This is a genomic window from Cryptosporangium arvum DSM 44712, assembly GCF_000585375.1.
GTDB classification, from domain to species: Bacteria; Actinomycetota; Actinomycetes; order Mycobacteriales; family Cryptosporangiaceae; genus Cryptosporangium; species Cryptosporangium arvum.
The window spans coordinates 380,845-398,661 of the sequence record NZ_KK073874.1 but is presented as its reverse complement, the minus strand read 5'-3'; the positions used below and the strand labels follow the sequence as shown (position 1 = coordinate 398,661).

Sequence of the window (17,817 nt, the reverse complement as noted above, 5' to 3'; positions counted from 1 at the left end):
ACCGCGCCTCGCACCGCGGACAAGCCGAGCGGCACCAAGAAGCCGAACGGGGCCAGAAAGCCCGGCCCCGCGGCGCCACGCGCGAAGAAGAGCAACGCCCCTCGACCCGCTTCCAGGGCCGCGACGACCGAGCCGAACCAGGCCCGACCCACTTCCGAAACCGACTGAGCGTCCGCAACTGTGACCCAGCCGGGTTGACGCGATCGATTTCACTGGAGTCACATAAGCCCCTCTAACCTCGATCGCATACCGTTAATTTCATGGAAAAGCCTGATCCACCCACCTTCGACTGGACCCCGCCCCAGGAGCGCCGCAACAACCTCGTTGCGCTCGCCCTAGGTGTCTGCGGCGTGGTCCTGTTCGGGGTGTGTGGCGTCGGGCTCTGGATCGCCGACGGTGGCCCGGCCAACGACCCGAAGCCGACCGCCACCTCCGCCGAACCCACCCTCGTGGCCGCACCCCCCAGCCAGTCGCCCCCGAACGACCACGTCGTCGAGACCCTCGGCAGCGGGGTCCCCCAACTCGGCACCCGGATCCGGCACGGTGCACTCGAGTACCGCGTCACCGAGCAGCGGTGCGGCGTCCCCGAGGTGGGCGAAGACGCCGGTGAGGCCGGCCAGCCCACCCGGGGGCACTTCTGCGTGGTCACGCTCGACGTCCGCAACCTGGGTCGCAGCGCGATGGTGTTCACCGCGTCGGACCAGATCGCCTACACCACCGCGGGCGGGCGCTACCTGGGCAGCGCGAAAGCGACCCGCTACGCGAACGGCGCCGAACGCACGTTCTTGACACCGATCGGCCCAGGCGCTCGCGTCAGCGGAAAAATCGCGTTCGACATGCCCAAGGGCTCACGCCTGGACTCCGTCCGCCTGCGGTCGGCCGCCGCGGCCGGCAGCGTCGCCGTCAGCCTGACCTGACCGGTCCGAGTTGTCGCGTACCGCGCGTCGATGGTCCGCGGCAGCGTCGGTCACCGCGGTGAGGAACCGGTGCGCGACCGCCACCTCCTCCTCGGTGAACTCGCCGACGACCCGGTAGATCCGCTCGTGCAGCGGCCCGAAGAACTCGAGCGCGAGCTCCCTGCCGCCTTCGTCGTAGTGCAGGTGCACGCGCCGCCGGTCGCCGGCGGGCCGTTCCCGCCGAATGTGACCGAGCCGCTCCAGACGATCGACCACTGCCGTCGTCGCGCCGGACGAGAGCCCCAGCGCCTCGCCCAACCGGCCGGGCGTGGTCGGTTCGCCCCGCCCTTCCGCGTCCATGATCTCGATCAGCGCGTGCAGGTCGGTGGCGTGCAGACCGTGCAGCTCGGCGAACGCATGGGTGACGAGCCGGGCTTCCACGAAGTACCGCCGTAGTTCCCGCCCCAACTCTCGGGTGCGCTCCCGCCTGTCCACGAGTTGCAGACTAGCGCGGCATCCAGAAAACTCTCGATGGTCGAGAGACTTCACGATCGAGAGAAGAGCGATGCCCGAGATAGTGACCGGCCGCCGATCCGCCTGGCTGGTGCTCCTGTTGGCAGTGCTGCTGTCGGGTCTGGTGATCGCGTTCGGCGGCACTGCGGAGAACAGCAACGAGCCGACCGCTGCCCTCCCGTCGTCCGCCGACTCTTCGAAGGTCGCCGAGCTGCAGAAACAGCTGCCGAGCGGGGAGACCAACCCGGCGCTGATCCTGTACGCCCGGGACGGCGCGCCCCTGACCCAGGCGGACACCACCACGATCGAGGCGGACGCCAAGGCCTTCCGGGGATCTCCCCCGATCTACTCGCCCGACCGCACCGCCGCGCTGCTCGCGGTGCCGTTCGCGGCCGACCTCGAGAACGACGTGGTCATCGACCGCGTCACCGATCTGCGTGAGAAGGCGAAAGCGGACCTGCCCGACGGGCTCACCGCGCAGGTCACCGGCGGTGCCGGCTTCCGAGCCGACATCGCGTCGTCGTTCAGCGGCGCGAACTTCAAGCTGCTCGCCGTCACCGCCGGTGTCGTCGCGTTGCTGCTTCTCATCACCTATCGCAGCCCGATCCTCTGGCTCGTCCCGCTCGCGGTGGTCGGTACGGCCGACGTCGTCGCCGGGTCGGTGATCGCGCTGATGTCGCGCGCGACCGGTCTGAACATCGACCCGTCCACCACCGGCATCGTCGACGTGCTGGTGTTCGGCGCCGGCACCGACTACGCGCTGCTGCTGATCGCCCGCTACCGCGAGGAGCTGCGCCTCACCGAGGATCGTCGCGAAGCGATGCGGAAGGCCCTGCGCTCCGGCGGCGGGGCGATCGTCGCCAGCGCGGTCACGGTGACGTTGAGCCTGCTCACGCTCGCGCTGGCGATCCTGGAGAACGATCGGGCGATCGGTCTCGCCGGCGCGATCGGCATCCTCGTCGCCGCCGTGTTCGGGCTGGTCGTGCTCCCGGCCGCGCTCGTGGTGTGCGGGCGCGGGCTGTTCTGGCCGTTCGTGCCGAAGGTCGGCGACCAGGACAAGGCCCGCACCGGCGCCTGGGCGCGGGTCGCGAGCGGTGTCGCGCGACGACCGGTGGCGGTGATCGCGTTCTCGGTGGTGTTGCTCGGCGTCCTGTCCGCGGGGCTGGTCGACGCCCGGCTCGGCCTCAGCCAGTCCGAACAGTTCCGGGTGAAGGCCGAGTCCGTCGACGGGCTGAAGGCGCTGGCGCGCTACTACCCCGCCGGAGCGACCGACCCCGTCGCGGTGATGACCACCCCGGACCGCGTGGCCGAGGTGACGCGTCTCGCGCAGGACTCTCCGGGTGTCGCGTCGGTGCGGCCGGGCGAGAAGACCGGGGATCTCGCCGAGGTCGACGTCGTCCTGGACGCCGCGCCGGCCACGGCGGAGAGCTACGACGCGATCCGCGCGCTACGCGACCGGCTGGATCCCACCGGAGCTCTCGTCGGCGGGTCGGTCGCCACCGAACTCGACACCCGCGAGGCCGCGATCCGCGACCTGGAAGTGATCGTCCCGCTGGTGCTCGGCGTGGTGCTGATCGTGTTGATCGTGCTCCTGCGCGGGGCGATCGTGGCGCCTCTGCTGCTGATGCTCACCGTGGTGGCGACGTTCTTCGCCGCGCTGGGAGCGAGCACGTTCCTGTTCACGCACGTGCTCGGCTATCCGGCGTTGGACACCGGAGTGCCGTTGCTCGCGTTCCTGTTCCTGGTCGCGCTGGGCGTCGACTACAACATCTTCCTCGTCACGCGGGCGCGGGAAGAGGCGCTGCACCACGGCACCCGCGAAGGCATCGTCACCGCGGTGGCCGTGACCGGCGGAGTGATCACCAGCGCCGGGATCCTGCTGGCGGCGGTGTTCGCGGTGCTGGGGGTGCTGCCGCTGATCACGCTCACCGAGATCGGCGTGATCGTCGGTCTGGGCGTGCTGCTCGACACGCTCCTCGTGCGCACCGTGCTGGTGCCCGCGCTGGTCGTGCTGCTGGACAAGAAGTTCTGGTGGCCCAGCTCCCTCTCCCGGAGCTGAGATGAGCGGTCGCCCCCTCCGGCGCCGGGAGGGGGCGACCTCAGCTCATCCCTCGGACGACCGCTTCCAGAGGTCGATGCCGGACTCCACGGCGTGCTTGTCGATCTCGGCCAGCTCGGCGTCGCTGAACGTGGTGTTCTTCGTCGCCGCGAGGCTGTCTTCGAGCTGCGCGACGCTCGACGCGCCGATCAGCACCGACGAGATGCGCTGGTCACGGAGGCCCCAGGCCAACGCCAGCTGGGCCAGCGTCTGTCCGCGCCCGGCGGCGATCTCGTTGAGCGAACGGATCCGCGAGAGCACGTCGTCGGTGAGCATCGACGACGTCGCCGACCCTTCGCGCGCCACCCGGGAGTCCTCCGGGATGCCGTCGAGGTAGCGGGCCGTGAGCAGCCCCTGCGCCAGCGGCGAGAACGGGATGCAGCCGACGCCCAGCTGACCGAGCGTGTCGAGCAGCCCGGCCTCGATCCAGCGGTTGAACATCGAGTACGACGGCTGGTGGATCAGCAGCGGCGTCCCGAGGTCACGCAGGATCTGCGCGGCCTCCGCGGTGCGCTCCGGCGAGTAGCTGGAGATACCCGCGTACAGCGCCCGACCGGACACGACCGCGGTGTGCAACGCGCCCATCGTCTCCTCGAGGGGCGTCTCCGGGTCGAACCGGTGCGAGTAGAAGATGTCGACGTAGTCGAGCCCCATCCGCGCCAGCGACTGGTCGAGGCTCGCGAGCACGTACTTGCGCGACCCCCACTCCCCGTACGGCCCGGGCCACATGTCGTACCCGGCCTTGGTCGAGATCACCAGCTCGTCGCGGTACGGACGGAAGTCCTCGGCGAAGATCCGCCCGAAGTTGATCTCCGCGGAGCCGTACGGCGGGCCGTAGTTGTTGGCCAGGTCGAAATGGGTGACGCCGAGATCGAACGCCCGGCGAAGGATCGCGCGCTGCGTCGACAGCGGGTTGACGTCACCGAAGTTCTGCCAGAGTCCGAGCGAGACCTCCGGCAGCTTCAGCCCGCTCCGGCCCACCCGGCGATACGGCTGCTGCTCGTAGCGAGCAGCGTCAGCCTCGTAAACCATCAACTCACACCTTCGGTCTGCGCATTTGTCACTACCGAGCCTGTCACAGCGGGAATGCGCTCCTGCGCGCGCACCGCACCCCGTCCCAGCAGCAGGTATCCGATGAACCCGATCGCCAGCGACACGATGACGCCGAGGTTCGCGAACGCCCAGTCGCCGTCCTTGCCGCCGATCGGCCCGAGCAGGTAGCCCTGCCAGTCGAGCCAGGACGCCATCGTGTTCGTGACCAGTCCCCAGCCGACCGCCGAGCCCACCACGACCAGCCCGACCGACGTCCACCGCACGTCGCCGTACCGCCCGCCGGGGGTGAAGAGCTCCGCCTCGGCGTAGTCGGCCTTCCGCAGCAGGATGTCGGCCACGAAGATGCCGCACCAGGCGGCGATCGGGACCCCGAGCGTGATCAGGAAGCCCTGGAACGGCCCGAGGAAGTCGTTGGCGACGAACACCACGTAGATCGCACCGATGAGCATCAGCGTCGAGTCGATGCACACGGCCACCCAGCGTGGTGCCTTCAACCCCACGTTGAGCAGCGCCAACCCCGACGAGTACACGTCCATGATCGCGCCGGAGACGAGCCCGAGGATCGTCACCACCGCGAACGGCACCAGGAACCACGTCGGCAGAATCGTGGTGAGCGCGCCGACGGGGTCGAGGCCGATGGCCGAGTTGAGGTCCTTCGACGAGCCGGCCAGCAGAATGCCGAACACCAGCAGAATAACCGGCGGGAGCGACGATCCGAGCGTCGTCCACAGCACGACCCCGCGGGTCGACGCCGACCGCGGCAGGTAACGCGAGTAGTCGGCGGCCGCGTTCACCCAGCCCAGACCGAATCCCGTCATCGTGAACACGAGCGCGCCGATCACCGCGGCGGTGGACCCGCCGGGAAGGCCACTCACGGTCGCGAAGTCGACGTGGTCGGCGGCGAACACCAGGTAGACGACGGTGAGCGCACCGGCGATCCAGGTGATCCACCGCTGCGCCCGCATGATCAGGTTGAAGCCGAGCGCACCGCCGAGCGCGACCAGCGCGACGATCACGATGAGCGCGACGACCTTCGTCGCCGTACCACCACCGGCCCCGAGCCGGTCGAGGATCGTCGCCGTGGCCAGCACCGCGACGACGACGAGCGACGTCTCCCACCCGACGGTGAGCAGCCAGGAGATGAAGGACGGCAACCGCCCTCCGCGAACCCCGAACGCCGCCCGCGTGAGCGTCATCGTCGGCGCGGAGCCCCGCTTACCGGCGATCGAGATGATGCCGACGAGCAGGAACGACAAAACGATGCCGAGGACGCCGACGAGCGCCGCCTGCCAGAACGAGATCGCGAACCCGAGCACGTAGGACCCGTAAGCGACCCCGAGCACGGAGACGTTCGCCGCGAACCACGGCCAGAACAGGTCCCGCGGTGTCCCTTTCCGCTCATTCTCAGCGATCTGATTGATGCCATTGGCCTCGACGCTCAACGCTGCATCGGACATCGACTGCCCCTTGCTTCACCTGGTGGGGAGGTGATCGTCTCACCGCCGGGGTCGCACGGACAGAGCGATGTCCGTCGGGCTCGTGGGGGGCGGGTTGGGGGTAGCGAGGGCGAGACGGTGAGTAGCGGAGGAGGCCGCCCGACACGGATCGGGGTGCCGACGCGAGACGGGCAACCGCGCGGGCGCAACGCGGAAACCGCGCGGGCGCAACGCGGGAAACCGCGCGAACTTGGCGCGTAGTAGCGCAGGTGGCCGCGCTGACGCGATGCATGGAGCTGCGCAGCTAGCAGGGCGGACGGGCGCGACACCGTCGGCTGCGCGGGCGCGACAGTGGCCATGCAGGCGCGACAGAGGTAGCCATGCGAGCTTGGTACGAGTGCCCGTTGCGGGTCGTGGTCCCGGGTGCCCACGCAGGCGCGAGGCCGGTACCCACACAGGCGCGAGGCCGGTACCCACACAGGCGCGAGGCCGGTACCCACACAGGCGCGAGGCCGGTACCCACACAGGCGCGAGGCCGGTACCCACACAGGCGCAACGCGGGCAGCCTTCGGGGTGTCGCCGCGCGTGCGACGCGAGTAGCCGCGCGGACGCGACGCGAGGAGCGGCGCGGCTGGCCACACAGGTACGAGGCAGCTGTATCGCCCCGGCGTGACACAGGTCCCCGTGCGTGACGGCAGGCCCGCGCGCGTCGCGCGTTCACAACACGAGAAGCTACGCAGGCGTCGCGCGGATAGTCGCGCAGGCGTCGCGCGCATAGTCGCGCGCAGGTGCGAGACAGGCGTCGGCGTGGAGCGGTCACGAGACGGCTAAGCCGCGCAGGTGCGAGGCGGCTGACCGCGCAGGCAGGAGACGGCTAGGCGCGCCGGGGCGTCAGCGTGGTGGGTAGCCGGCGGGCGGGTACTGGGCCGGTGGGTACTGGGCGGGCGGATAGCCCGGGGGCGGGTACCCGGCGGCCGGAGGCGGCGCGGGGCGGTAAGCACCGGGCTGCGACGCGTAGCCGGGGGGTGGTGCGTACGCCTGCTGCGGATACCCGGGCGCCGGGTAGGCAGCCGGCGGGTACCCGGCAGGCGGATACCCCGGCGGCGGATACCCCGGCTGCCCTGCATACGGATACGCGGGCTGCGGAGGCCGCGCCGCCTGCGGATGCGGCGGCCCCTGCCAGGCCGGAGCCGCCGGCTGGTTCTTGCCGCCCTTGAACGCCGAAGCCGCCCAGAACACGGCCGCGACAAGCATGAAGCCACCGACTCCGGCCGGAATCAGCACGCCCACCCAACTGAAGGCGTAGGCCTCACCGTCGTGGATGCGAACCTCGACCGACTTGCCCTGGTCGTCGTCCCCAACCCCGTCGATCTGGCCACGCTTGCTCACGCCGTTCTCCTGCCACGTGCCGTAGCAGGTCGTCCGTGTCCGGCCTTTGCGGCCGTAGCTCTTCGTGCACTGGTCGACAACCGCGGTGGTTTTCTCCCCGGTGGTACCGGCGTAGTAATTCCACCCACCGAATCCCAGGAATCCCAACCCGATGACGAGCAGCGATAACGCCGAAAGTACGGCTCGCACGTGACTGATCCTTCTTCCACTGTCCGCCGGGACCCCCGTGATCCCTGAGACCTCAAGTGCCACACGTTAGCTCCCCGGACCGAACCCGCGTCCGGACTCAGCCCTAGAGGTTCGTCTCCAGCACCCACGCCCCCGTCGGTCCCGTCGGCTTTTCACCGTCGAGCCGCAGAGCAGCGAACAACCGTCCGCCCGTGAATTCGCGAATGATATTCACGTCAATACTCATTCATGATCGAAAGATAGTAAAGACGGCATACTCCCCTCTGGGGTGAGTAATGGGTGGAATTCGCAAGTGGGCGATAGTCGTCGCGGTCAGCGCGGCGTTAATGGGGTGCGGGAAGTCGCGGCCACCCGACGCCGTGCGGTCGACGCCACCACCGGCCCTGTCGTCACCGACGCCGGACAGCGAACCGCAGGTATTTCCGTCACCTGCAGACCGCCCGTCCTTTTCGGAGGCTGCACCAGCGCCTTTCCCACAGCCGATCGTGCCCGGCGACTGGCTGTTCGGCACCGACCCGGTGATCCCGCCCCTACCGCCGGACGAGCCATCGGCCGACGCACAACGCGCTTCGCCCACGCTCGAGGGGCCAACGTCTGCCCCACCCCAACCAACGCCGTCCCCGATCCAGTCGCGCTCCTCCGCATCAGACCCCGGCGAACCGACCCCATCCGACCCGGGCGCCTCCACACCGACTCCGACCGAGCCGAACTCACCCTTCTCCAGCCCTCCAGCACCGAGCCAGCCGGCACCGTCGTCCCCACCACCGGGCGTCCCAGCATCTGACCCACCATCCCCGAGTCCCACCACGCCGGCCGCTACCTCGCCGGCCACTACCTCCGAACCAGCACCCGTCGAACCGAGCCCGACCCAATGAGCCGTCGCCGACATCGATCTCCCGCCGGCCCCACCCCGAGCAACAAGCGCGCAGCCTCTCCGGCCGCAACCGCCAATGCCACCATCCGCACCGCGTCCGCACCCACCAGCCACCCCGCCGAACCCACGCCAGCGACCGTGCACAAACCCTGGTCGGTGATACAGGCCGTTCTGGCCGAACTAGCCGCGATCACCGCGGTGCTCTACTACCTCGGCTGGATCCGCGCCGCCGAAACCTTCCGCTACTTCGGCGTCGACGTCGGCATCCTTGGCCTCTCCTCCGCCGACTACGTGCTGCGCAGCCCTCCAACCGCCATCCCGATAATCGTCGTGCTCAACCTCCTCGCGGTCGCCGCGATCGAGCTGTACCGCACAGGCCTCGGCGACCGCCTGGCGACGATCAACCGACGTCGACTGCGCATCGCCCTCTGGTCGGTCACCGGCGTGACGTCGGCCGCCGTAGTTGTTCTGTATGTGCGCTATGAGGACTGGGGCAGCCGACTCGGCGTGGGCCTCCCTCTCCTGCTGACCCTCGCGGCCGGCGCCGCCGCGGGCGCCCGACACACCCCGACGCCGGGGCGACTGACCGATGCGTTGGCGGGCGCCGCCCTCATGGTGCTAGCGGCCATCGGACTGCTCTGGGCCTTCACGCTCTACGGCGCCCAGGCTGGACGCCAAGCCGCGCGCACGTTCTACGACGAGTTACCGAGCCGACCCGCGGTGACCGTCTACAGCGACAAGCTCCTGGTCCTGCCCGGCGCCACCTGGACCGAGGCGACGAAGACCCCGGCCGACTCCGCCTATCAGTACCGCTATCAGGGGCTTCGTCTGCTGGCGCGAACACCGGACGGCTACCTGCTGCTGCCCGAACGCTGGCGCCGTGGCGATGCCGTCTACCTCGTCGCCCTCGGTGACGGCGTCCGAATCGACCTGGCGGGCCGGAACTGAATAGCCTGTGGTCACGGATAGGCCCGAGTGAAGGTGAGAACCCCGGTGCGCTGGTCACGGTTGTACGTGCCGACGTTGCGTCAGGACCCGGCGGACGCGGATGCGGTCAGCCACCGGCTGCTGCTGCGCGCGGGATACGTCCGCCAGCTGATGGCGGGCCATTACACATTGCTGCCGTTGGCGGTGCGCGTCCGCACGAAGATTGTCGACATCATCCGTGAGGAGATGAGCCGGATCGGCGCGCAGGAGTTCTCCCTGCCGGCGATGCACCCGGCCGAGATCTGGCAGAAGACCGGCCGGTGGGACGTCATGGGCGACGAGATGTTCCGGCTGCGTGACCGCAAGGGCGCTGACATCGCCCTCGGCATGACCCACGAAGAGATCTTCACGACGCTGGCGCTCGAGCTGCGCTCGTACCGCGACCTGCCGCAGATGTGGTACCAGTTCCAGACCAAGTTCCGGGACGAGCCCCGCCCGAAGAGTGGGCTGATCCGGGTGCGCGAGTTCACGATGAAAGACGCGTACAGCTTCGATGTGGACGCCACCGGGTTGGACACCGCATTCGACGCGCAGCAGGCCGCTTACGTGCGGATCTTCGAGCGGCTGGGCATCCCGGCCGTGGCCGTGCAGGCGTCCAGCGGCAGCATGGGCGGGAGCGCGTCGGTGGAGTTCATGTGCCCGTCGACGGCCGGTGAGGACCTGATCGTCCGCTGCCCGTCGTGCGGCTACGCGGCCAACGTGGAGAAGGCGACATCCCGGGTGGAGGCCGCCGCGGACGAGGCCGGCCCCGACGCACCCGAGCAGTTCCCGACGCCCGGCGTCCGCACGATCGCCGACCTCGCCGACGGTTTCGGCGCGCCGGCCGACCGGCAGATCAAGACGCTCGTCTACCTGCTCGACGACGAGCTCACGCTGGTGCTGATGCGGGGCGACCACGGCCTGGTCGAGCAGAAGCTGTTGGACGCCACGGGCGCGCGATCCGTGCGGCCGGCGCACCCGGAGGAGATTCGTGAGGCCCTGGGCGCGCTCCCCGGCAGCCTCGGTGCGGTTGGGGTTTCGGGGCCGCGCATCGTCGCCGACGAGGCGCTGCGTGGACGCCGCAACATGTTCACCGGCGCCAACGTCGACGAGGTGCACCTGCGGGGCGTCGACGTCAGCCGGGACATCGCGGTCGGGTCCTGGGCCGACCTGCGCGAGGTCGTGGCCGGCGAACCCTGCGCGAACTGTGGCACCGGGCTGGAGGTGCTGCGCACGATCGAGGTCGGGCACATCTTCAAGCTCGGCTACAAGTACAGCGAGGCGCTGGACCTGACCGTGCTGGGCGCGGACGGCACGCGGGTGACGCCGATCATGGGCTCCTACGGCATCGGGGTGGAGCGCGCGCTGGCCGCCGCGGTCGAGACGCACCACGACGATGCGGGCATCGTCTGGCCGGTGAGCATCGCTCCGTTCGCGGTGGCGGTGGTCGTCGTCGGTAAGGACGAGGAGACCGTGGCCGCGGCCGAGCGGCTCTACGCCGAACTGCAGGCCGCCGGCGTGGACGTGATCCTCGACGACCGGGCCGAGCGACCAGGCGTGAAGTTCGCCGACGTCGAGCTGATCGGTATCCCGTTCCGGGTCACGGTGGGTTCGCGGGGCGTCAAGGCCGGCGCCCTGGAGCTGACCCACCGCGCGACCCGCGAGACCGAAAGCGTCCCCCTCGACGCCGTGAGCGCACGCGTGCGGGAGCTCGTCAACCAGTGAGCGCATCGTGGCCCCGTTCAGCGAGCGGGGCCACGAGCGGGCCCAACAGGTCGAACCCTTCACCGACGGTCATGCCCTGCAGAGACCGATAGTGGATGCCCTCGAAGATCGCCGCCATCTTGTAGTGCGCGAACCCGAGATACCAGGGCAGGTCGCCGAGATCCGCGCCGGTCAACTTCTGATAGCTCTCGACGAGGTGCGCCCCGCTGGGAAACGCCGGGACGTCACCGGGCAACGCCGCGACCGGGATGTCGAGCCCTTGCATGCCGTCCCACCACATGACGGTCGACGCCAGATCGGTGAGCGGATCGCCAAGCGTGGCCATCTCCCAGTCGAGCACCGCGTTGACCGCTCCGGTGCCGGCATCGACCACCACGTTGTCGAGCCGGTAGTCGCCGTGGACGATGGCGGCGCCCTGGTGCTCGGGCAGCTCGGCAGCGAGCCGCTCGTGCAAGCGATCGAGCTCCGGCAGCTCCCGGGTACGGGACGCCTCCAACTGCCGGGACCACCGGCGTAGCTGCCGCTCCAGGTAGCCGACCGGACGACCGAGCTCACCGAGCCCGACCGCCGCCGGATCGAGCCGGTGGAGACGCGCCAGCACGTCGATCAGCCCGTCGGCGACTGCGGCGGCTCGGACCGGATCGAACGCTTCGAGCTGGTCACGGGTGCGCAGCACGGCGCCCTCGGCGAACGTCATCACGTAGAAGGGCGCACCGATCACCTCGGCATCACCGAGGAGCAGCGGTTCCGGCACTGGAACATCGGTGGGGTGCAAGGCGCTGAGCAGCCGGTATTCGCGGCCCATGTCGTGCGCGGTCTCGAGCACGTGCCCGAGCGGCGGCCGACGCAGCACCCAGCGCCCGACCCCGTCGCTGAGCAGATACGTGAGGTTCGACCGGCCACCAGCGACCAACTCGACGCTCAGCGGCCCGGCGAGCAAGCCGGGCAGCCTCTTTCGCAGGTAGGCCTCCAGCGAAGAGACCTCGACACCCGGCACGGCAGCCATAGAATCTCCTGATCACGAGCGATCGTTCGATCTGTTCAGATGAACATGCCGGGTGTAGCGTGACGCTGTCAAGACCGAAGGAGGCCGTGTGGAAACCGCGGACCGCGAAGTCGTCGGCGCCCGCCTGCGCGAGGCCCGGCAGAGCGCCGGCATCACGCTGCGCGCGGCGGCGGAGGCTCTCGGCGTCAGCGTGGGCACGTGGAGCGCGGTGGAGAACGGCCGCACACGCATCACCACCGACCGCGTGAGCGCCGCCGCGAGCCTGTTCGGCACCGACGTCGAGATCCTCGTGACGGCCCACCGGCCACCCGCATCGCCGCATCACACCTGGCGCGATTTCCCGCCGCTCGATCTGCCCGCACCGCTCCGCGGCGCGCTCAGCGCGTTCGTCGAGCTGGGCTATCACGGCGCCACGATCCGCGACATCGCACAGCGGGCCGATCTGTCGGTGCCGGGCCTCTACCACCATTGGCCCACCAAGCAGCACCTGCTGGTCGCGCTGATGGACCGCACGATGGACGAGCTGATCACCCGCGCCGAAGCGGCCCGAGCCGAGGGCGACGGGCCGGTCGAACGGTTCAAGTTGCTCATCGAATTCCTGGCGCTGTTCCACACGCACCGACGGGAACTGGGCTTCATCGGCGCCAGCGAGATGCGCAGCATCGACGAGCCCGACCGCAGCCGGATCGCCGCAGTCCGTGTCGGCCTGCAGCGGATGGTCGACGCCGAGGTTCGTGAGGCCGTACGCCGAGGCCTGTTCACGACGCCGCTGCCACACGAGGCCTCCCGGGCCGTCGTCACCATGTGCACCGCCCTGCCCAGTTGGTGGTCGCCGAACGGGCCCACGCCGCCCGCGACGGTCGCGGCGCAGTACGTCGAGTTCGCCCTCGATCTCGTTCGCGCCAGCCGTTGACGCGCGTAGCGCTGCCCGCCTATGTTCAGCTTAACAAGCGATCGGTCTGTTCAGGAGGCCAACGATGACCGCCACGGCCCTGCCGGCCCCCTCCGAGCGCGCGGTGGAACTGCGCGAACGCATGGTCGACTTCCTTCGTGACCACGTGCTGCCCGCCGAGGCCCGATACGTCGAGGCGCGTCGCGGCGCCGGCCCCGACGACCACGAGGTGCCACCGGTCGTCGAGGAACTGAAGGAGACCGCGAAGAGGCTCGGCCTCTGGAACCTCTTCCTGCCGGCCGAGTCCGGCCTCACTCAGCTGGAGTACGCGCCGATCGCCGAGCTGTCCGGCTGGGTCAACGACCTCGCGCCGGAAGCGATCAACTGCCAAGCACCCGATACGGGCAACATGGAGTTGCTGCACCTGCTGGGCACCGACGAGCAGAAGAAGCAGTGGCTCGAGCCGCTGCTCGCCGGGCAGATCCGGTCCGCGTTCGCGATGACCGAGCCCGATGTCGCCAGCAGCGACGCCACGAACATCAGCACGCGCATCGTCCGCGACGGCGACGAGTACGTCATCAACGGGCGCAAGTGGTGGACCAGCGGGGCGGCCGATTCGCGCTGTGCGTTCTTCATCCTGATGGGCAAGACCGACCCGGACGCGCCGAGTCATCGGCAGCAAACGATGGTGCTCGTACCGCGAGAAATGCCCGGCGTCCGGATCGTGCGTGACCACTCCGTACTCGGCCACTGGGATCAGCACGGTCACCCCGAGGTCGAGTTCGTCGACGTGCGGGTGCCGGTGACGAACGTGATCGGTGAGGAAGGCGGCGGGTTCGCCGCGGCTCAGGCGCGCCTCGGCCCGGGCCGTATCCACCACTGCATGCGTGCGCTGGGCGCGGCCGAGCGGGCGCTGGCCCTGATGGTCGCGCGGGCCCAGTCGCGGGTGGCGTTCGGCCGCCCGCTGGCCGAGCAGGGCGTCGTACAGCAGCAGATCGCCGAGTCCCGGCTGGAGATCGAGCAGGCCCGGGTGATCTGTCATCTGGCCTGCGCGACGATCGACGCCGAAGGCAACAAGGCCGCGCGAAACCTGGTATCGCTGGCCAAGGTAGCTGTGCCCCGTGCCGCGACAAACGTGATCGACCGCGCGATCCAGGTGCACGGGGGCGCCGGCGTCAGCGAAACCACGCCGCTGGCCTGGATGTACGCGTGGCACCGGGCGATGCGCCTGTTCGACGGGCCCGACGAGGTGCACCTGCGGTCGATCGCGAAGGCCGAGCTCCGCACCGAACCGGTGCTGCCACCGGCCTGGAACTTCTGACGCCGAGTTGGTCTCCACGACGCGTGTGGAGACCAACTCGAGGCCTCCTAGGGCGTGTTTGAAAAGCGCTTCGTTCGTTGGGTGATGCGTGGCTCGTGGTGATCTGACGAATGCGGAGTGGGAAGTCTTGTCGGCGGTGTTGCCGTCGGCTAAGCCGGGTGGTCGGCCGCCGCGTTCGCGGCGGCAGGTCATTGATGGGATCCGGTGGCGGGTGAGGACCGGGGCGCCGTGGCGGGACCTGCCCGAACGGTATGGGCCGTGGGAGACCGCGTATGCGCTGTTCCGGGACTGGCAGCGGGACGGGACCTGGGCGCGCATCGTGTCCGATCTGCAGTCCCGCGCCCAGGCCCGGGGGCTGATCACCTGGGACGTGTCCGTCGACTCCACCGTGGTCCGGGCTCACCAGCACGCCGCGGGCGCCCGTAAAAGGGGGTCGATCAGAAACAACCGCCGGGAGGGTGCACCGCAGAGCCCAACGACCATGGTCTGGGACGGTCACGCGGCGGGTTGAGCACCAAGATCCATCTCGCGGCCGAGGGCGGACAGCGTCCGCTGTCGCTGCTGGTCACCGCCGGGCAGGCCGGAGACGCGCCGCAGTTCCAGCCGGTGATCGACGCGATCGGTGTCCCCGGTCGAGTCGGCAGGCCCAGGACACGGCCGGCGCGGGTCCTAGCCGATAAGGCCTACGGATCCCGCGCCAACCGCGTCTACCTGCGCCGACGCGGAATCCGCGCCACCATCCCCGAACCAGCCGACCGGTTGGCCCACCGCCGACGTCGCGGCAGCGCCGGCGGCCGCCCACCGACGTTCAACGCCGAGACCTACAAGCAGCGCCACGCGGTCGAGTGCGGGATCAACCGCCTCAAGCGCTACCGGGCGGTCGCGACTCGCTACGACAAACTCGCCGTCCGCTTTCTCACGACGCTGCACATCGCCGCGATCAACGAATGGCTACGGTGACCAGCTTTTCAAACAGGCCCTAGGCGGCCCCGGCGCGCGAGTAGAGAATCGGCCCACGGTCGCTCGAACGGTGACGCTCCTTCGCCCCACGAGCCGGCGCGTACTTCTTGCAGGCCTCCTCGGCGGCCTCGAACTCGTCGCTCTCCGGGTCGACCTCGTCCTTACTCAGCCGCAACGATCCGTCAGCGCTGGGCGTCGGAAAATGCTCGACCCCGTTCTCACGCAGGCACTTCGCGTACCGCTTGAGCTTCGTCACCTCGGCCGCCGAAATCCGGCCCTTGGTCGGCAGGCTACCCGGAGCGCACTTCTCAGTGGCCTTCCGAGCCACCTCCGGATCGACGTCCTTCGGGAGCACCGACTCGATCCTCCCCGGCTCGTCGCCGCTCGGCGGAGTCACCGTCGGCGCCTCGAAGTCCGGAATGCCGTTAGCTCGCATGCACTTCGTGAACTTCTCCACGTCCACCGACGAGGTCGGCCTTTCGCTCGCGATTTCGATCGACGGCGAGGTCGGGTGCGTCTGGCCCCCGCCGTCGGACGCCATCGCCGCGCTCCCACCGCCGGCCAGCACCAGCACCGTCATCGCACCGACAAACACCCCGAGTTTGAGCCGCATCTTCTCTCCTTCTGGAATCGGCCTGCGGACGTCGTGCGGCGTCCGCAGGTCGAATTGGAGCGATCAGCGTGCTTCCTGGTCGTTTCCACAATTGGAAACGGCGAGGAAATGCGCCGGGAGGTCACTATGGGGAGATGCGGATCCTGGTGGCCGAGGATGAATCGCTGCTGGCCGACGCCGTCGCGGTGTGGTTACGCGGTGAGGCGCACGCGGTCGACATCGCGCTCGATGGCGCCACCGCACTGGAGCGCGTCGGCGTCAACGACTACGACGTCGTCGTCCTCGATCGTGACCTGCCGAAAGTCCACGGTGACGACGTCTGCCGCGTGGTCGCGGCGCAGCACCCCGACGTCCGAATATTGATGTTGACCGCGGCCGCGGAGATCGACGACCGGGTCACCGGCCTCGCCCTCGGCGCGGACGACTACCTACCGAAACCGTTCGCTTTCCGCGAGCTCGCCGCGCGAGTCATCGCCCTCGGGCGACGCGCGCGTCCGGCCGCGCCGGCGGTGCTGCAGCGAGCAGGCATCCGGCTCGATCCGCACCGCCGCGAGGTGTTCCGGGACGGCCGGTACGTGCCGCTGTCCCGGAAGGAGTTCGCGGTGCTGACCGAGTTGCTACGAGCCGACGGCACGCCGGTCTCGGCCGAACAGCTGCTGGAGAAGGCCTGGGACGAGAACGCGGACCCGTTCACGAACGCGGTGCGGCTCACGATTCTGAAGCTCCGTCGCAAGCTCGGCGAGCCGCCGGTGGTGCTCACCGAGGCTGGTGTCGGGTACCGCATCCCATGAACCGGCTGACGATCCGGCTGCGGCTCTCGCTGGTCTATGGCGGGCTGTTCATGCTGTCGGGCACCCTGCTGCTGTGCGTGACGTACGTGCTGGTCGCGCAACGTCTTCCGGCGGGCGGTGAGGCGGTACGCGCCGCCAGCCCCACTGGTGAGGGCCCGGCAATCGAACTGGTCAAAGAAACCGCGGACGACGCACTCTCCGTACTGCTCACTCAGGGCGGGATCGCGCTCGGCATCGTCGGTCTGGCCGCCACCGTTCTGGGCTGGCTGATCGCCGGACGCATGCTGCAGCCGCTGCATCGCGTCACCGAAACCGCGCGGCGAATAGCGGACGCACCGAACAGCCTGCACGAACGGATCGAAATGGACGGCCCGCAGGACGAGGTCAAGGAGCTCGCCGACACGTTCGATGCCATGTTGGAGCGCCTCGATCACGCTTTCGACGGCGAGCGAAAGTTCATCGCGAACGCGTCCCACGAATTGCGGACGCCGCTGACCGTCAACCGGGCGTTGCTGGAGGTGGCCTTGTACCGCCGCGAACCGACGCCCGAGGTGCGGACCCTCGCCGAAACTCTGCTGGCCGTGAACGAACGGCACGAGCGCCTCGTCGACGGACTGCTGCTGCTGGCGCGGTCCGAGCGCGACATCGGTGAGCGGTTCCACGTCGACCTGGCGGATCTGGCCGACCACCTCGTCGACTCGTTGCCGCCCGGACCGGTAACGGTCGTGCCGAAGCTGGCCGAAGCCCCCACCAACGGCAACCCGGTGCTGCTGGAGCGCCTGGTGCAGAACCTGGTCGAAAACGGGCTGCGCTACAACCTCCCGGACGGCGGAACGGTAGAGGTGTGCACCGGTGTGGCGTCGGGGGCGGCGTTCCTGGAGGTGCGCAACACCGGGCCGGCCGTGCCGCGGTACGAGGTGCCCGGCCTGTTCCAGCCGTTCCGACGGCTGGCGGACCGCACCGGCTCCGGCGCCGGCCTCGGACTGTCGATCGTGCACGCGGTGGTGCGCGCTCATGGAGGCCGCGTCACGGCGTCGCCGGGGCAATCGGGTGGGCTCGTCGTCACCGTGCAGTTGCCGCTAGCTGCTTAACCTG

Annotated in this window: 15 protein-coding genes; 9 read left to right on the top strand and 6 right to left on the bottom strand. The window is 69.5% G+C overall.

Features of this window, described 5'->3' with window-relative positions:
• Positions 1-260: 260 nt before the first annotated feature.
• Positions 261-917 (top strand): DUF4352 domain-containing protein, encoded by a 657-nt coding sequence (locus CRYAR_RS42525; RefSeq protein ID WP_084699930.1) that lies wholly within the window; start codon positions 261-263, stop codon positions 915-917.
• On the opposite strand, the gene CRYAR_RS01845 is transcribed toward CRYAR_RS42525, so the two are convergent.
• Complete coding sequence (locus tag CRYAR_RS01845; protein WP_245620373.1) at positions 849-1,391, bottom strand: MarR family winged helix-turn-helix transcriptional regulator; 543 nt, start codon at positions 1,389-1,391, stop codon at positions 849-851. The two genes, CRYAR_RS42525 and CRYAR_RS01845, sit on opposite strands and share 69 nt — an antisense overlap.
• Positions 1,392-1,461: 70 nt before the next feature.
• Here CRYAR_RS01845 and CRYAR_RS01840 point away from each other — a divergent pair, with 70 nt between their 5' ends.
• Positions 1,462-3,468 carry an MMPL family transporter gene (locus CRYAR_RS01840; RefSeq protein ID WP_035847921.1) on the top strand — a complete coding sequence of 669 codons (2,007 nt, stop codon included), beginning with the start codon at positions 1,462-1,464 and terminating at the stop codon, positions 3,466-3,468.
• A gap of 45 nt (positions 3,469-3,513) precedes the next feature.
• On the opposite strand, the gene mgrA is transcribed toward CRYAR_RS01840, so the two are convergent.
• The 3 genes from mgrA to CRYAR_RS01825 all read right to left on the bottom strand — a co-directional run bounded on the left by mgrA (position 3,514) and on the right by CRYAR_RS01825 (position 7,574).
• Complete coding sequence (mgrA, locus tag CRYAR_RS01835; RefSeq protein WP_035847918.1) at positions 3,514-4,539, bottom strand: L-glyceraldehyde 3-phosphate reductase; 1,026 nt, start codon at positions 4,537-4,539, stop codon at positions 3,514-3,516.
• Positions 4,539-6,017, bottom strand: coding sequence for a purine-cytosine permease family protein (locus tag CRYAR_RS01830; RefSeq protein WP_051569605.1), 1,479 nt, complete (start codon positions 6,015-6,017; stop codon positions 4,539-4,541). Before CRYAR_RS01830 ends, mgrA begins: the two co-directional genes overlap by 1 nt.
• An 870-nt stretch (positions 6,018-6,887) precedes the next feature.
• Positions 6,888-7,574: a hypothetical protein gene (locus tag CRYAR_RS01825; RefSeq protein ID WP_157017252.1), complete on the bottom strand. Its 687-nt coding sequence runs from the start codon at positions 7,572-7,574 to the stop codon at positions 6,888-6,890.
• Positions 7,575-8,445: 871 nt separating this feature from the next.
• Here CRYAR_RS01825 and CRYAR_RS01820 point away from each other — a divergent pair.
• A complete protein-coding gene (locus tag CRYAR_RS01820; RefSeq protein WP_157017250.1) occupies positions 8,446-9,396 on the top strand; it encodes a hypothetical protein in 951 nt (316 codons plus the stop codon).
• 45 nt (positions 9,397-9,441) lie between these two features.
• Positions 9,442-11,139, top strand: a complete 1,698-nt coding sequence (locus CRYAR_RS01815; RefSeq protein ID WP_035860077.1) for a proline--tRNA ligase — start codon at positions 9,442-9,444, stop codon at positions 11,137-11,139.
• On the opposite strand, the gene CRYAR_RS01810 is transcribed toward CRYAR_RS01815, so the two are convergent.
• Positions 11,129-12,145 carry a phosphotransferase family protein gene (locus CRYAR_RS01810; RefSeq protein WP_035847911.1) on the bottom strand — a complete coding sequence of 339 codons (1,017 nt, stop codon included), beginning with the start codon at positions 12,143-12,145 and terminating at the stop codon, positions 11,129-11,131. The genes CRYAR_RS01815 and CRYAR_RS01810 overlap by 11 nt on opposite strands.
• Before the next feature lie 88 nt (positions 12,146-12,233).
• Between CRYAR_RS01810 and CRYAR_RS01805 the strand changes: the two genes are divergently transcribed.
• The 3 genes from CRYAR_RS01805 to CRYAR_RS44870 all read left to right on the top strand — a co-directional run bounded on the left by CRYAR_RS01805 (position 12,234) and on the right by CRYAR_RS44870 (position 15,318).
• Positions 12,234-13,058, top strand: a complete 825-nt coding sequence (locus CRYAR_RS01805) for a TetR-type transcription factor C-terminal domain-containing protein (RefSeq protein ID WP_035847909.1) — start codon at positions 12,234-12,236, stop codon at positions 13,056-13,058.
• Between the two features lie 64 nt (positions 13,059-13,122).
• On the top strand, positions 13,123-14,358 hold the full coding sequence (locus CRYAR_RS01800; RefSeq protein WP_035847905.1) for an acyl-CoA dehydrogenase family protein: 1,236 nt from the start codon (positions 13,123-13,125) through the stop codon (positions 14,356-14,358).
• Between the two features lie 88 nt (positions 14,359-14,446).
• Positions 14,447-15,318, top strand: a protein-coding gene (locus CRYAR_RS44870) for an IS5 family transposase (protein WP_169744990.1) whose coding sequence is annotated in 2 segments (ribosomal slippage) — positions 14,447-14,833 and positions 14,836-15,318 — 870 coding nt in all. Because the reading frame shifts where the segments join, the coding sequence is not laid out codon by codon here.
• Between the two features lie 19 nt (positions 15,319-15,337).
• Here CRYAR_RS44870 and CRYAR_RS42520 read toward each other — a convergent pair.
• The gene (locus CRYAR_RS42520; protein ID WP_051569603.1) at positions 15,338-15,931 is read right to left on the bottom strand and encodes a hypothetical protein; all 594 of its coding nucleotides are present in this window, start codon (positions 15,929-15,931) and stop codon (positions 15,338-15,340) included.
• Positions 15,932-16,065: 134 nt separating this feature from the next.
• Between CRYAR_RS42520 and CRYAR_RS01780 the strand changes: the two genes are divergently transcribed.
• Together CRYAR_RS01780 and CRYAR_RS01775 are read left to right on the top strand one after the other, a co-directional pair.
• On the top strand, positions 16,066-16,722 hold the full coding sequence (locus CRYAR_RS01780; protein WP_035847903.1) for a response regulator transcription factor: 657 nt from the start codon (positions 16,066-16,068) through the stop codon (positions 16,720-16,722).
• On the top strand, positions 16,719-17,813 hold the full coding sequence (locus CRYAR_RS01775) for a sensor histidine kinase (protein WP_035847902.1): 1,095 nt from the start codon (positions 16,719-16,721) through the stop codon (positions 17,811-17,813). The genes CRYAR_RS01780 and CRYAR_RS01775 overlap by 4 nt, the downstream gene beginning before the upstream one ends.
• Positions 17,814-17,817: the final 4 nt, after the last annotated feature.

Coding starts and splice junctions, on each gene's coding strand:
- CRYAR_RS01810 (WP_035847911.1), bottom strand. CDS start 12,145: ATGGCTGCCGTGCCGGGTGTCGAGGTCTCTTCGCTGGAGGCCTACCTG.
- CRYAR_RS42520 (WP_051569603.1), bottom strand. CDS start 15,931: ATGCGGCTCAAACTCGGGGTGTTTGTCGGTGCGATGACGGTGCTGGTG.
- CRYAR_RS01775 (WP_035847902.1), top strand. CDS start 16,719: ATGAACCGGCTGACGATCCGGCTGCGGCTCTCGCTGGTCTATGGCGGG.
- mgrA (WP_035847918.1), bottom strand. CDS start 4,539: ATGGTTTACGAGGCTGACGCTGCTCGCTACGAGCAGCAGCCGTATCGC.
- CRYAR_RS01820 (WP_157017250.1), top strand. CDS start 8,446: ATGAGCCGTCGCCGACATCGATCTCCCGCCGGCCCCACCCCGAGCAAC.
- CRYAR_RS01780 (WP_035847903.1), top strand. CDS start 16,066: ATGCGGATCCTGGTGGCCGAGGATGAATCGCTGCTGGCCGACGCCGTC.
- CRYAR_RS01830 (WP_051569605.1), bottom strand. CDS start 6,017: ATGTCCGATGCAGCGTTGAGCGTCGAGGCCAATGGCATCAATCAGATC.
- CRYAR_RS01840 (WP_035847921.1), top strand. CDS start 1,462: ATGCCCGAGATAGTGACCGGCCGCCGATCCGCCTGGCTGGTGCTCCTG.
- CRYAR_RS42525 (WP_084699930.1), top strand. CDS start 261: ATGGAAAAGCCTGATCCACCCACCTTCGACTGGACCCCGCCCCAGGAG.
- CRYAR_RS01800 (WP_035847905.1), top strand. CDS start 13,123: ATGACCGCCACGGCCCTGCCGGCCCCCTCCGAGCGCGCGGTGGAACTG.